The 14,282-nt window shown below is 40.8% G+C and carries 9 protein-coding genes; 6 read left to right on the top strand and 3 right to left on the bottom strand.

Features of this window, described 5'->3' with window-relative positions; all coding sequences use genetic code 11:
* Nucleotides 1–329: 329 nt before the first annotated feature.
* Nucleotides 330–6,425: a fibronectin type III domain-containing protein gene (locus SK086_RS05055; protein WP_324690234.1), complete on the top strand. Its 6,096-nt coding sequence runs from the start codon at nucleotides 330–332 to the stop codon at nucleotides 6,423–6,425.
* On the opposite strand, the gene SK086_RS05050 is transcribed toward SK086_RS05055, so the two are convergent.
* Nucleotides 6,422–6,748: a hypothetical protein gene (locus SK086_RS05050; RefSeq protein WP_324690444.1), complete on the bottom strand. Its 327-nt coding sequence runs from the start codon at nucleotides 6,746–6,748 to the stop codon at nucleotides 6,422–6,424. The genes SK086_RS05055 and SK086_RS05050 overlap by 4 nt on opposite strands.
* A gap of 31 nt (nucleotides 6,749–6,779) precedes the next feature.
* Here SK086_RS05050 and SK086_RS05045 point away from each other — a divergent pair, with 31 nt between their 5' ends.
* From SK086_RS05045 to SK086_RS05025, 5 genes are all read left to right on the top strand, one after another.
* A complete protein-coding gene (locus tag SK086_RS05045; protein ID WP_290876127.1) occupies nucleotides 6,780–6,956 on the top strand; it encodes a DUF5522 domain-containing protein in 177 nt (58 codons plus the stop codon).
* A 157-nt stretch (nucleotides 6,957–7,113) separates the two neighbouring features.
* Complete coding sequence (locus tag SK086_RS05040; RefSeq protein WP_324690232.1) at nucleotides 7,114–9,105, top strand: urocanate hydratase; 1,992 nt, start codon at nucleotides 7,114–7,116, stop codon at nucleotides 9,103–9,105.
* Nucleotides 9,106–9,195: 90 nt separating this feature from the next.
* The gene (locus SK086_RS05035) at nucleotides 9,196–9,729 is read left to right on the top strand and encodes a DUF4136 domain-containing protein (protein WP_324690229.1); all 534 of its coding nucleotides are present in this window, start codon (nucleotides 9,196–9,198) and stop codon (nucleotides 9,727–9,729) included.
* Between the two features lie 279 nt (nucleotides 9,730–10,008).
* Complete coding sequence (locus tag SK086_RS05030) at nucleotides 10,009–11,772, top strand: aromatic amino acid hydroxylase (protein WP_324690227.1); 1,764 nt, start codon at nucleotides 10,009–10,011, stop codon at nucleotides 11,770–11,772.
* Nucleotides 11,773–11,834: 62 nt separating this feature from the next.
* Entirely contained in the window at nucleotides 11,835–12,143 is a 309-nt protein-coding gene (locus tag SK086_RS05025) for a rhodanese-like domain-containing protein (RefSeq protein ID WP_324690226.1), read from the top strand.
* 46 nt (nucleotides 12,144–12,189) lie between these two features.
* Here SK086_RS05025 and SK086_RS05020 read toward each other — a convergent pair whose 3' ends face one another.
* Together SK086_RS05020 and SK086_RS05015 are read right to left on the bottom strand one after the other, a co-directional pair.
* Nucleotides 12,190–13,560: an RCC1 domain-containing protein gene (locus SK086_RS05020; protein WP_324690224.1), complete on the bottom strand. Its 1,371-nt coding sequence runs from the start codon at nucleotides 13,558–13,560 to the stop codon at nucleotides 12,190–12,192.
* A gap of 71 nt (nucleotides 13,561–13,631) precedes the next feature.
* On the bottom strand, nucleotides 13,632–14,279 hold the full coding sequence (locus tag SK086_RS05015) for a response regulator transcription factor (RefSeq protein ID WP_324690222.1): 648 nt from the start codon (nucleotides 14,277–14,279) through the stop codon (nucleotides 13,632–13,634).
* Nucleotides 14,280–14,282: the final 3 nt, after the last annotated feature.

The raw sequence follows: 14,282 nt of genomic DNA, 5'->3' as shown, positions 1-14,282 counted from the left end.
AAACAACTCCGAAAAATAATATCCTGCGCTAAATCAAATATTTTATTTGCCATATTTAAACGATAATAAAGGTTATTAGAAACTAAAAAAAATAATTTTACGTACATAAATTAGCTTTTCGACGTTAATTTTAACTTTTAACCGTAAATCTTTTTTCTCAACTAAAAACTACATTATTTTTATTATGTTTTTTAAAGAATTTTAAGAGAATTTCCATTGTTTTAACTTTTTTTATAAATACTAAACAATATATGATAAAAAAATTACCCCAAAAAAAAACAACATTTAACAATAGAAAAAACAAGGATACGACACACTTAGTCTTACTAATGGCAATGTTTCTTTTGTTAGGCAATGTTTCTGCATACAGTCAATGTTCAAACTATCAAGTTTATGAAAGTTTCAACGGAATATCCACTCCAACATCTGGAGGAACTTGGGCAGAAAATTCAATAACACACGGAAACAATCTACCTAGAACCGGAGGGTCTAGTATAGCTTTCAATGCTTCTAACGATGCTATCCGAACACCTCTAATTAGTAATCCCGGAATTTTTTCGTTTTGGTATGTTAGGAACAACAACAACAATAACCACTCGTTTACAATCCAAACTTCTCCCGACGGAACAACCTGGACTACACGCGGAACAACTACACAACCAACAACTACCTACCAACAATATTCTATCAATATAGGGGCCTTAGGCTTAACTAATGTATATATTAGGATAATAGACACTCGACCAAGCGGAACTAACCTCCGCGTTATAGATGATATCTCATGGACGTCAACCGTGAGCTCAAACAATACAGTTGTCCCAAGTGTAGCCGATTGCACACAAACCATTTCGTGCGGAACCACTTATACGTTTACGGATGCGGGAAGCCAAAACGACACTTACAATAGTTCAACCGATTACACCATAACTTTCACTCCTTCTGTGGCAACTAACAAGATTCAAATGGTTTTTAGTGCATTCAACACTGAAAACAATTATGACGGAATGGTCATTTACAACGGCCCAAATACATCCTCTCCGATAATTCCTTCTACTTTACCGGCTGGAACAGACCCTGTGAATTGCCCCGCCGATTCGTTTTACGGAAACAATAGTCCCGGTACTATTATATCAACTGATGTCTCAGGTGCCATAACAATACGCTTCAGATCTGATACCGTAACCAATCGTGCAGGATGGTTAGCCAGCGTTAGTTGTATTTCTATACCCAATTGTGTTGCTCCGACAAGCCAGGCCAGCGCCTTCACCTTAGGAACATCAACCTCAAGTTCATTACCAGCAACATTCAGCGGCACAGCCAACGGCTATTTAGTGATTCGTTCAACCAGTAGTACCCCTCCAAGTCAACCGGTTAACGGCACTACTTACTCTGCAGCCAATATTACTACTCTGGGAAGCGGTTTGACATTTGTTCAAAGCAGTAATTCAACTACTATCACTGGAACAGGTCTTGCTGGCAACACTCAGTATTATTATTTCATTTATGCTTACAACAACACAAGCTGTTCCGGAGGTCCCGTATACAATACTAGTGGTCCTTTAGTTGGAAATGGTATAACTTGTCCTGCCGTTCCCAATTCCGTAACCACTTCAGGTATTACTACCAACAGCTTTACACTCAACTGGGCTTACCCAACAGGAGGTATGTCGGCTGCCATATCCTACACCATCCAAATCACTACAGATGCAGGATACACAAGTAATATTCCCGGCTCCCCGTTTACAATATCAGCCCCTACAACTAGTTTCAATGTCACCGGTCTCTCCGTAGGTTCCACTTATTATTATCGAATATTAGCCAGCAACGGATGCAACAGTAGTTATGTAACCGGCAGTATTTTAATACCGATAGCTAATGATAATTGTAATGGTGCTATTCCACTAACCGTTAATGCAAATACCTCCTGTTCATCAGCAACAACAGGCAGTACAGTGGGCGCAACTCAGTCGCAAGCTGGTTGTGTTGGTACTGCTGATGATGACGTTTGGTATAGTTTCGTAGCCACTTCAACTTCTCATATAGTAACAGCAACCCCTAACACAATTTCTGATATCGTTTTACAAGTTTTTAGTGGAAGTTGCGGTAGTTTAAATAGCTTAGGATGTACCGACGCTACCATTTCTTCACCTGAAACTACTACATTAACCGGCTTAACTCCGGGCAATACTTACTACGTTAGAATATACAGTTATGGAAGCGGCTCAGGACAAGGAAGTTTTTCATTGTGCATTACCACTCTGACGCCTTGTACAACACCAAACGCTCAAGCATCCGGCTTAGTTATCGGCACTATAACTTCAAGCGATATTCCGGCCACTTTTACAGGTACTGCTGACAGCTATTTGGTTATCCGATCAACCTCCAGTACTCCACCGTCTCAACCTGTGAATGGAGTTGTTTATTCAGCTGCCAATATTGCTACTTTAGGAGCAGGACTAACATTCGTCCAAACCGGTAATTCAACATCTATTACCGGCTCTGGTCTAAATGGTAACACCCGATACTATTACTACATTTATGCCTACAACAACACCAATTGTTCAGGCGGACCAATGTATAACACTAGTGGTCCATTAAGCGGCAACGCTGTTACTTGCCCGGCAGCTCCAAACCCGGTAACAATAACCGGAACAACAACCAGTAGCTTTACACTAAATTGGACTACCCCAACAGGTGGTGGATTTGCTCCAATTTCATATAGTATTCAAATTACAACGGATACCGGTTACACCAGCAATATCCCGGGCTCTCCTTTTTCATTATCCGCTCCAACAACCAGTTTGAATGTTACGGGATTGAATCCTAGTACAACCTACTACTACAGAATACTGGCCAATAACGGATGTAATAGCCCGTATAGCACCGGTAATGCTTCTACAACTCTTACCAATGACAATTGCAATACCGCCATCCCGCTTAGCATATCTTCCTCATGCAATTACACTTATTATTCTAATAACGGCGCGACTGACAGTTCAGGCGTACCGGCTCCGGGTTGTGCGAGTTATTCCGGAGGAGATGTTTGGTTTAGCGTAGTGGTTCCTGCAAATGGCATTATTGAAATTGATACTGACGATTCGGTTATGACCGACAGCGGAATGGCAATATACAGTGGCACATGTGGCAGTTTAACTTTGATTGAATGCGACGACGATGACAGTGCCAACGGATTAATGTCTTATATATTCAGATCAGGCTTAACTCCGGGAAGCACTATTTTCATTAGACTTTGGGAGTATGGAAATGATAACAACGGTAGTTTCGGAATATGTGTTTCAAGCCCTGTCCCTCCGGTTAATGATAATCCTTGTGGCGCAATAGATTTAAACGTTAACACAAGTTGTAGTTTTCAAACATTTTCAACCTCCGGTGCTACTAACACTACAGCGGTAACTGCACCAATTTGCGGTAGTTATGCTGGTGGAGATGTTTGGTTCAGCGCAATGGTACCAAGCAATGGAATTATTAGAATTGATACTAATTCAAACACTATTACCGACGGAAGTATGGCTGTTTACAGCGGAAACTGTGGTTCATTAACTCTTTTGCAATGTGATACAGACAGCAGTACTAATGGATTAATGCCTTATTTAAACTTGACCGGATTAACCCCGGGAACAACAATTTTTATTCGTTTTTGGGAAAGTGGCAACGATGTTTTCGGCACTTTTTCAATCTGTCTTTCTACCGATTGCACTTCAGGTAACGGCTCAGGTAATACATCAATCTCTTGCCCTAATATTCTGGCCGGAGGATTAGACTTGAATGGAGCTGACCCTTCTCCGGTTACTTGCGGTTCATCAAGCTGTACTACCATAGAAGCAGAATATTTACAACTGGGAACCACCTCCAACTATACTGTTGAAAATATCGTCTATAATCCACCATACCAATTCAACTGTTTGGCTAACCCGGTTAGTGTTAACGTAGATGATGTTTGGTCTCCGGTGGTCAACCTACCTTTTAATTTCTGCTTTTACGGTACTAACTACAATCAGTGTGTAATTGGTTCTAATGGTGTTTTAACTTTTAACACTAGTTATGCCGGCACCGCCTCAGGCTATGCTTTTAACGACAATCTTCCAAACAACACCGATGATCAGTTGGTTGGCAATGCTATTTTTGGGGTATTCCACGACATTGACCCAAGCGAAGGTGGTGAAGTTGGATGGGAATTGGTTACTTTGAATACCGGATGTAGAGCTTTAGTCGCTTCTTGGTATAATGTACCTATGTTCTCAGACAATTCTATTTTATACACCGGCATGATGGTTTTATATGAAGACACTAACATCATCGAGGTTTATGTTAAAGAGAAAAAAATAGACAACAACAACGTTTCTCCATGGAATAGTGGAAATGCCATTATCGGCTTACAAGATGGCACACGTACACAAGCAGTAGTTGCCCCTAACCGCAATGGTTTGAGCAACAATTGGACTGCCACGAATGAAGCTTGGAGATTTGTTCCGTCCGGCACATCCATAACGTCTATCAAATGGTTCGAAGGCGCAGGCACATCAGGAACGGTAATTGGCAACACAGACACTATAAGCGTATGCCCGGCTTCAACCACTACTTACACCGCTGAAGTAACTTACAATATGTGTAACGGTGGCATCGTAAAATTAGTAGACCAAACAACTGTAGTGGTGTCAAACTCAAAAATCTGGAATGGTTCAGTAGACAACGATTGGAACAAAAGCAACAATTGGACTCCAAGTGGTATTCCAAACAATGCTGATTGCGTAAAAATTCCTGCAACTGCTAACAATCCGGTTATTTCAGGAACCAACTATGTAGGATATGCCGGTTCATTATTGGTGTATAACGGCGCCACATTAACCGTCAATTCTAATAATGCTATCTCCGTTACTGATTGGGTAAATGTTGCAAGCGGCGGAACTTTTTTAATCAACAACAACGCCAGCTTAGTCCAAATTAACAATACAACCAATACCGGAAATATCATTTACAAGAGAAATGCGAGTATTCGAAAGCAAGATTATGTGTATTGGTCGTCTCCGGTGGCAAATTATACTGTAAATAACATCGCATCTCCATTATCTTTTGCTACTATTTTCAAATGGAATACTACAGTAGCAAACTCAAATGGCGGTCAAGGCAATTGGAATCCTGCCTCGGGCGACATCATGATTCCCGGCAAAGGATATATAGCCAGCGCTCCAAACAGTTTCAGTAGTACCACTAATACAACTTTTTACGGAAGCTTTACCGGAGTTCCTAATAATGGTCCTATATCAATAGGTGTTTCCAGAGGAAGTGACACCAATACAGCCTACCACGTTGGACTTAACGGTACAGAAATCAACAATTACAGTGACAACTGGAATTTACTCGGTAACCCATATCCTTCTGCCATCCGCGCCAGTCAATTTTTATTGGACAACAACACGAAAATCATGGGGAATGTGAGACTATGGACGCATGGTACATTACCTAGCAACATCTCGAGTCCGTTTTATGGTTCGTTTGTTTACAATTACAGCCCGGGAGATTACTTAACGTACAACTTCACGGGAACCAGTTGCTGTCCGGCAGCAGGAGCCGACTTGTTTATTGGATCCGGACAAGGTTTCTTTGTTCAAATGGTGGACGGTCCGACAGCGTCAGATAACGTGAGTTTTAACAACAACCTGAGAAGTACAAGTTACACCAACAGTAACTTTTACAGATTGGCCAATTCCAATAGCGCCGAAAGTTACGTTGACAGTATGGAAAGAAACAGAATTTGGCTAGATATCGTAAACAGCTCCAGTCGCTCAGACAGAACTTTATTCGGTTACATCCAAGATGCCACTATGGCCGAAGACAGCTTCTTCGATTGCTTGACCCAAAACACCGGTGATTTAAGAATCTACTCGTTGATTAACGATAAAAAATACATCATCCAAGGCCGAGCTTTACCTTTCGATATAAACGATGAAGTTCCGATAGGCGTTAATGTGCCAACCACCGGAAATTATAGTATCGGACTGGCCGGAATAGACGGATTATTCAACGAACAAAACATCTATTTAAAAGACCTTTTGTTCAACACTACTCACGATTTGAAATCGGCACCTTACCAATTCACCGCTAATGCCGGAAATTATAACGACCGATTCCGTGTGGTATATTTGACTTCTACATTGGGCAATACCGACTTAGATTACAACAACGAAATCAAAGTCATTACCAACGAATCACTTAGCGTGAGCTCAAGCCATCAAATCATGCAGTCGGTAATTGTTTACAACGTACTCGGACAAGAAATAGACCGTTACGAAAATGCCAATAGCAATTTCCTAACGTTATCCAACGTTAGAAAAAACAACACTACTTTGTTACTAAAAATAAAACTCGACAATGGTATGACTACCGTCAGAAAAGTAATTTACTAACCAAAATACTTTAAAAACTTCCAAAAAGACCTTTGCTTTACATAGTGAAGGTCTTTTTCGTTAGCATATGCTTCTCGCTCAAACGAAATGGCACGATACGCCCTTTTGGCATCTTGTTCCTTCGAAAAATGCCATAAAAACGCTAAAGCATACCATACAAAAAAAGGCAAAATCAACAACTCCAATTGCTGGCGCAAATGGATCTTCTCATGATTCAACAACACCGCATCCGCAACACTCTCCCGCTGCTTCAAAAACACAAACGGGAAAACCGTCAATCCTCTATACCCTTTCGGCACTAAATATTTCGAAACGATGAGTATCATTACTTATAAACTCTTTAAATTTGCGACTATGAACGAGCAAAATAAGGAAAATAAATTAATCGAAGGCGAGGACTATTACCTCACGCCCGAAGGTTATAAAGTTTTCACCGAAAAATACCACTTAAAACGCGGCTATTGCTGCAAAAGTGGTTGCCGTCATTGTCCGTACGGATTTGATAAAAAAACAGGAATAATAAAAAAATAATTTGGGCGTTACCACAAGGGTCGGGCTTTCCGTTGCAATCTTTTTAAAGAGGATTTGTCTTCTACGAAGACCAATCCTTAAAAAGGATTTCCACTCCAATCCCTAACGCTTCAGGCAAAAACAACAAACAACATATAACAAACAACTTACAACCAAAATGACTTTTCAAGAACAAATACTTCAAGGAATTCCGGCCGTTTTACCACAGCCGAAAGCTTATGAACCACAAATCAATCACGCGCCAAAACGCAAAGAAATACTAACCGAAGAAGAAAAAAAATTAGCCTTAAGGAATGCATTACGCTATTTCGAACCGCAACATCATGCTACGCTAATTCCGGAGTTTAAAGCTGAGTTAGAAACCTATGGCCGGATTTACATGTACCGCTTTCGTCCGGATTACCGCATGTATGCCCGTCCTATATCTGAATATCCCGGAAAATGCGAACAAGCCAAAGCCATCATGCTCATGATTCAAAATAATTTGGATTATGCCGTAGCGCAACATCCGCACGAGTTAATCACTTATGGCGGTAACGGTGCAGTTTTCCAAAATTGGGCCCAATACTTACTCACCATGAAATACTTGGCGGAAATGACAGAAGAACAAACTTTAGTCATGTATTCCGGTCACCCAATGGGATTGTTTCCATCGCATCCGGATGCACCGAGAGTCGTAGTTACTAACGGTATGGTCATCCCAAATTACTCCAAACCAGACGATTGGGAAAAAATGAATGCCTTAGGCGTTTCCCAATACGGACAAATGACAGCGGGCAGTTATATGTACATTGGACCACAAGGCATCGTTCACGGAACAACTATAACGGTTCTGAACGGTTTCCGAAAAATCAAAAAATCTCCCAAAGGCGGTTTATTCGTAACCTCAGGTCTTGGCGGAATGAGTGGTGCCCAACCTAAAGCCGGAAACATTGCCGGTTGTGTAACGGTTTGTGCCGAAGTAAATCCTAAAATTACGCATATCCGTCATTCTCAAGGTTGGATTAACGAAATCATTGAAAACATAGATGAATTAGTACCAAGAGTTAAAAAAGCCTTAGCTGCCCAGGAAGTAGTTTCTATTGCGTATTTAGGAAACATAGTAGATGTTTGGGAACGCTTTGACCAAGAGAATTTACACATCGATTTGGGTTCAGATCAAACCTCATTACACAATCCGTGGGCTGGTGGCTATTACCCTATCGGTTACACTTTTGAGGAATCAAATGAACTAATGGCGAACCAACCGGAAAAGTTCAAAGAAGAAGTCCAAAAAACCCTGCGCCGTCATGCCGCTGCCATCAATAAACACACGGTAAAAGGCACTTACTTTTTTGACTACGGCAATGCTTTTTTATTGGAATCTTCTCGTGCCGGCGCCGATGTAATGAACGACCATCCTACTTTGGGAAGAGAATTCAAATACCCGAGTTACGTACAAGATATTATGGGCCCGATGTGTTTTGACTACGGATTTGGCCCTTTCCGTTGGGTTTGCGCCTCCGGAGATCCGAAAGATTTGGCCAAAACCGATCAAATTGCCTGTGAAGTGTTAGAGGAAATGATGAAAACCGCACCCGAAGAAATCCAACAACAAATGGCCGATAACATCCAATGGATCAAAGGTGCTCAAGAAAATAAATTGGTTGTAGGTTCGCAAGCACGTATTTTGTACGCAGATGCCGAAGGACGAATCAAAATTGCCGAAGCTTTCAACCAAGCTATCGCCCGTGGCGAAATCGGATATGTGATATTAGGCCGTGACCACCACGATGTTTCTGGCACTGATTCGCCTTACCGCGAAACCTCAAACATCTATGACGGCTCTCGTTTTACTGCTGATATGGCTATTCACAATGTGATTGGTGACAGTTTCCGTGGCGCCACTTGGGTGTCCATTCATAACGGCGGAGGTGTCGGTTGGGGCGAGGTAATTAACGGCGGATTTGGTATGGTTCTTGATGGTTCAAAAGCAGCGTCAAGACGCTTAGAATCAATGCTTTTTTGGGATGTTAACAACGGAATCTCACGAAGAAGTTGGGCCAGAAATGAAGGTGCTGTTTTCGCTATCAAAAGAGCTATGGAAACGCAACCTTTGTTGAAAGTTACCATCCCTAATGTAGTTGATGACGGATTGTTAGATTTTTAAGATTATTAGACTGACTTAGACTAAATAATCCTTGTAAGTTAATTCAAAATCTGACGATCTAAGAAGTCTAACAATCAAAAAAAATGACATATGAAAACAACTAAAATTTTACCGTTTCTACTACTGTTAGTATTTGCTTCTTGTAGTTCGGTTAGAGTGTATTCTGACTATGACAAACAAGTCGATTTTACACCTTACAAGACTTATGCCTTCCACAAGAACGGCATAGACAGAGCCGAGATATCTGATTTAGATAAAAAGCGTATTTTACACACCATAGATGAAACTATGAGTGCTAAAGGATTTACCAAAAGTGACAATCCCGATTTGTTGATTTCCTTCTTTACCAAAGAAAGAGAAGAAGTCAATGTCAACCAATTCAATGCCGGCTGGGGTTACGGTTGGGGTTGGGGTTGGAATCCGTTCTTATGGGGCGGCAATACTATGGTAACCCGCCATACTGAAGGTTCATTGTACATCGACATTATTGACGCCAAGAAAAAAGAATTAATTTGGCAAGGTGAAGGCGAAGGCGTGTTAACCAAAGACCGTGACAAAAAAGAAGCCCTGATTAAAGAATTTGTGTCCAAAATTCTGGAACAATATCCACCACAGAAGAAGTAAAGAGTAAAAAAACCGCAATAGAAAAATATTGCGGTTTTTTTAGCTGATGCCCTAGCCCGGATGGAAACGGCATCCTTTTACAGCTGTTAGGTTTAAAAAACCTGACAGCTGTAAAAGATATAGTGGACAGCCGGAAACGAGCTCCTAAAGAGCGAACTGGCGAAGCAAAAAGCTCCTTCCATCCGTTGCACTCTTGATGAACGTTTGTTTTTTTATGATTTTTATCACAGTTGTTTTGGCTAAGATTTGTAAATTTACGAACACAACAAAACACTCTATATGGAAGCGCATTTTGAAAGCAACCCTTTGATTGACAGGCTACCAAAGCATCTAAAACAGTTTATCAAACCGCAAGATTACAACGATTATACGCCTATAAATCAGGCCGTGTGGCGTTATGTGATGCGCAAAAATGTGGATTATCTTTCAAAAGTAGCACACGAATCTTACTTGGACGGATTGCAAAAAACCGGTCTGGAAGTGGATTCTATTCCGAACATGTACGGCATGAACCGCATTTTAAAAGAAATTGGTTGGGCTGCCGTGGCTGTAGATGGTTTTATTCCGCCGAATGCTTTTATGGAATTCCAAGCGTATAACGTTTTGGTAATTGCTTCCGATATCCGACAATTAGAACATATTGAATACACACCTGCTCCGGATATCATACACGAAGGTGCAGGCCACGCGCCTATTATTGCCAATCCGGAATACGCCGAATATTTGCGACGTTTTGGGGAAATTGGCTGTAAAGCGATTTCGTCCTCGCGCGATTACGAATTGTATGAAGCGATTCGTTTGTTATCGATTTTAAAAGAAGCGGAAGACACTCCGGAAGCCGAAATTAAAAAAGCAGAAGATCAAGTAGATTTTTTGCAAAATAATATGGGCGAACTTTCGGAAATGTCCAGAATCCGGAATCTACACTGGTGGACAGTGGAATATGGTTTAATCGGAACAATAGACAATCCGAAAATTTATGGCGCAGGCTTGCTTTCCTCTATAGGTGAAAGCGCTTGGTGTATGACAGATAACGTTAAAAAAATCCCTTATGATATCTCGGCTGCCGATCAAAGTTTTGACATAACCAAACCGCAACCGCAACTGTATGTAACCCCCGATTTTGCGCATTTGAGCTTGGTTTTGGAAGAATTTGCCAATACTATGGCTTTGCGAACCGGAGGTTTATCAGGCGTTAAAAAACTGATTGATTCCAAGGCTTTGGGCACTATTGAATTGAGCACAGGGATTCAAATTTCCGGGGTATTTACTAACGTGATTGAACACGAAGGAAAGCCGGTTTATGTGCAAACTACGGGTAAAACGGCCTTGTCTTACCGCGAAAAAGAATTGGTAGGTCACGGAACCGCATACCACGCTGAAGGATTTGGTTCGCCAATCGGAAAACTAAAAGGCATTAACTTAGCCATTGAAGACATGAGTCCGCGTGACTTAAGAGCTTACGACATTTACGAAGCGGAAAAAGTTACCTTAGAATTTGAAGGCAATATCAAAGTAACCGGAGAAATCATTACTGGTTCCCGAAATCTGCAAGGAGAAATTATCATTATCAGTTTTAAAAACTGCACAGTAACCCACAACGAAACCGTACTCTTTTTACCGGAATGGGGAACATACGATATGGCAGTAGGTAAAAAAGTTATATCCGTTTTTTCCGGTCCGGCCGATGTGAACAGTTTTGACATGATTAACCATGTGCCTTCTTCGCAAACTATCAAAGCCAAAAAATCAGCAGAGCGCGAAGAATTAGAAGGTTTATACCTCAACGTACGAAACATACGTGAAGGCAAACCGGCAGTCATTTCACTAGAAAAAACGTTCGAATTGGTCAAAGACAAACATCCTAAAGACTGGTTATTGTCTGTAGAAATTGCCGAATTATGTGACAAAACGAACAATACTGCTTTATTACATGATGTTTTGGTGCATTTGGAAAAAGTGAAACAAAGTCGCCCCGAGATAGCTCATTTAATTTCAGGCGGACTAGGATTGTTTCTGGAAAAAGTAAGTTTACAACACTAGTGTAACCTTTGTTACTGCCAACTAAAGCCGACTAAAATATCTTTGCTGAAAAAATTTGAATTATGGGACTATTAGACATGTTAGGTTTAGGCGGCAAATCAGAAAGCATTAAAGATTTTGTAACGAAAGGCGCTGTGATTATTGATGTAAGAACCATTGGAGAATTCCGCGAAGGACACATTAAAAGTTCAAAGAATATTCCACTCGACACCATTAGCGGTAAAGTAAACGACATTAAAAAGTTAGACAAACCCGTAATTGTCTGTTGTCGTTCCGGAATGCGAAGTGCTCAAGCCGCTTCTATGTTGAAATCGGCCGGCATTAACGTAATCAACGGTGGTGGTTGGCAGAGTTTGGAAAGTAAATTATAGTATAAAGCCCCGAAGTATCGGGGCTTTTATTTTGTTTATACCAATGTTATCTAATAACCAACTTACGTGTTTCAATCCCTTTATTTTCGAATTGAATTTTGATTAAATAAATTCCGGGACTTTTCTCCGCTAAATCAAAATTGGCATGATTTCCGAAAATATTTTGCGCCACCAACTGCTTTCCTAAAACATCATAAACCCAAACAGATTGAATTGATTCTCCTTCGGATTGGATTGTAAAAAGACCACTACTCGGATTGGGAAAAATCTTTAAAGAGGATAAATTATTTTCTGTTACATTCAATCCTGTGCAATTGAATAAAGCCGAAGGAATTGTTTTTTGTATATATGTGCCATCACCCAACATTCCATCAGAGTTGTTCCCAAATCCCCAAGTACTTGTAGTTCCGTCTTGGACAAATGAGAAACTCAAACCTGCTGTAGCATTTTGAATACCTGTTACACCGGAAATCTGAAATGGCGCTACTCTATTGGTAATGGTTCCGTCACCCAATTGATAAGAAGTATTCAATCCCCAACCCCAAACAGAGCCATTGGTTTTGATAGCCAAATTATGATTATTGGCTTGCACTTTTAGCCAATCTGTATCGGTTCCTATTGGAATGGGGGCTGTTTTATTGGTGGTTGTATTGTCACCTAATTGTCCTTGTGCATTATAACCCCAAGTCCATAGTGTTCCATTGGTTTTAATCGCAACACCATGTTGTTCACCTGCTGTGGCAAAAGCCCAATCTGTTCCGGTCCCAACTTGCGTAGGAGTATTAACAAACATAGTGGTCCCCAAACCCAATTGTCCATTTAGTCCGACGCCCCAAGTCCATAACGTGTTATTCGCGCGTCTAGCTATGCTGTGCGAACTTCCGACAGAAACCGACACCCAATCATTTGCGGTTCCGATTCGTACAGGAGAGGGACGATTGACATAGGTTCCATCACCTAATTGTCCCGACATATTGCCGCCCCAAGCCCAGAGAGAACCATTGGTTTTGATTCCCATAGTGCAATTAATATTAGACGAAATTGACTGCCAATCGGAATCGGTTCCTATTTGGACAGGAGTGTTGCGCTGAGAAGTTGTCCCATCTCCTAATTTCCCGTAGGTATTTTGTCCCCAAGCCCAAAGTGTTCCGTTATTTTTAATGGCAAAAACAGAGTACCATCCGGCAAAAACAAAAGACCAATCATTATCGGTTCCCACTTGTACCGGAACACCAACATCTGACGTTACCGGACCAATTCCTAGCTGACCATACTGATGATCGCCCCAAGTCCAAAGTGTTCCGTCTGATTTAATAGCAGCGGTAAAATGATTTCCTGCCGATATTTTTTGCCAGCATTGGGCATTAACACCTATAGCAAGTAAAAAGAAAATAATAAGTAATTTTGATCTCATCATGATATGTTTTAGTGAAACAAACTTATAATGAGATTGACGTAAAAAAAATACGACAGATGCCGTATTCTACCTTATATCAGATTATTACTCTTAGCTTTTTGAATCGCTTCGAGTTTGTTGTGGACTTGTAGTTTATTGTAAATATTCTCGATATGCTTACGCACTGTAGAAGGCGACAAGAATAAATTATCAGCAATAATATTGTAATTCAATCCTTTGCTAAGTTGTTCCAGCACTTCCACTTCTCTGGTTGTCAGCTTGATTTCTTCTTGACATTTTTCTTCAAAACTCACAGGATTTCTCAGCAGTTTCAGGGTTTTTAATGCGATAGAAGGATTCATCGCCGCACCGCCATTGAGCGTTTCTATAATACCTTGATGTAATTCTTTGGGATTGACTTCCTTTAACAAATAGCCATCAGCTCCTGCTTTAATGGCGTTGAAAATATTTTCATCGTTGTCAAACACCGTCAACATGATGATTTTGATTTGCGGGTATTTCGATTTGATGATTTTAGTGGCTTCAATTCCGTTGCAAACCGGCATTTCAATATCCATCAAAATCAAATCAATACACTTGTTTTGCTCGAGCTTCTTTTGTAGATCATTGCCATCCACCGCGGTAAACTTCAAAACCAAGTCGTCGAAAAAAGACAACTTCTCGGCTACTGCTTTTTGCAAAAAAACATTATCGTCTACTATGGCTATTTTGGTGGACATATG

The sequence above is a fragment of the Flavobacterium cheonhonense genome (genome assembly GCF_035671315.1).
In the GTDB taxonomy this organism is placed as follows: Bacteria; Bacteroidota; Bacteroidia; order Flavobacteriales; family Flavobacteriaceae; genus Flavobacterium; species Flavobacterium cheonhonense.
Note: the sequence above shows the minus strand (reverse complement) of the source record. Positions and strands in the feature narration are given on the sequence as shown.

Bases quoted from the DNA above. Each gene is read 5' to 3' on its own strand.
- SK086_RS05055 (WP_324690234.1), top strand. From the start codon at position 330: ATGGCAATGTTTCTTTTGTTAGGCAATGTTTCTGCATACAGTCAATGT.
- SK086_RS05045 (WP_290876127.1), top strand. From the start codon at position 6,780: ATGAACGAGCAAAATAAGGAAAATAAATTAATCGAAGGCGAGGACTAT.
- SK086_RS05040 (WP_324690232.1), top strand. From the start codon at position 7,114: ATGACTTTTCAAGAACAAATACTTCAAGGAATTCCGGCCGTTTTACCA.
- SK086_RS05035 (WP_324690229.1), top strand. From the start codon at position 9,196: ATGAAAACAACTAAAATTTTACCGTTTCTACTACTGTTAGTATTTGCT.
- SK086_RS05030 (WP_324690227.1), top strand. From the start codon at position 10,009: ATGGAAGCGCATTTTGAAAGCAACCCTTTGATTGACAGGCTACCAAAG.
- SK086_RS05025 (WP_324690226.1), top strand. From the start codon at position 11,835: ATGGGACTATTAGACATGTTAGGTTTAGGCGGCAAATCAGAAAGCATT.
- SK086_RS05020 (WP_324690224.1), bottom strand. From the start codon at position 13,560: ATGATGAGATCAAAATTACTTATTATTTTCTTTTTACTTGCTATAGGT.
- SK086_RS05015 (WP_324690222.1), bottom strand. From the start codon at position 14,279: ATGTCCACCAAAATAGCCATAGTAGACGATAATGTTTTTTTGCAAAAA.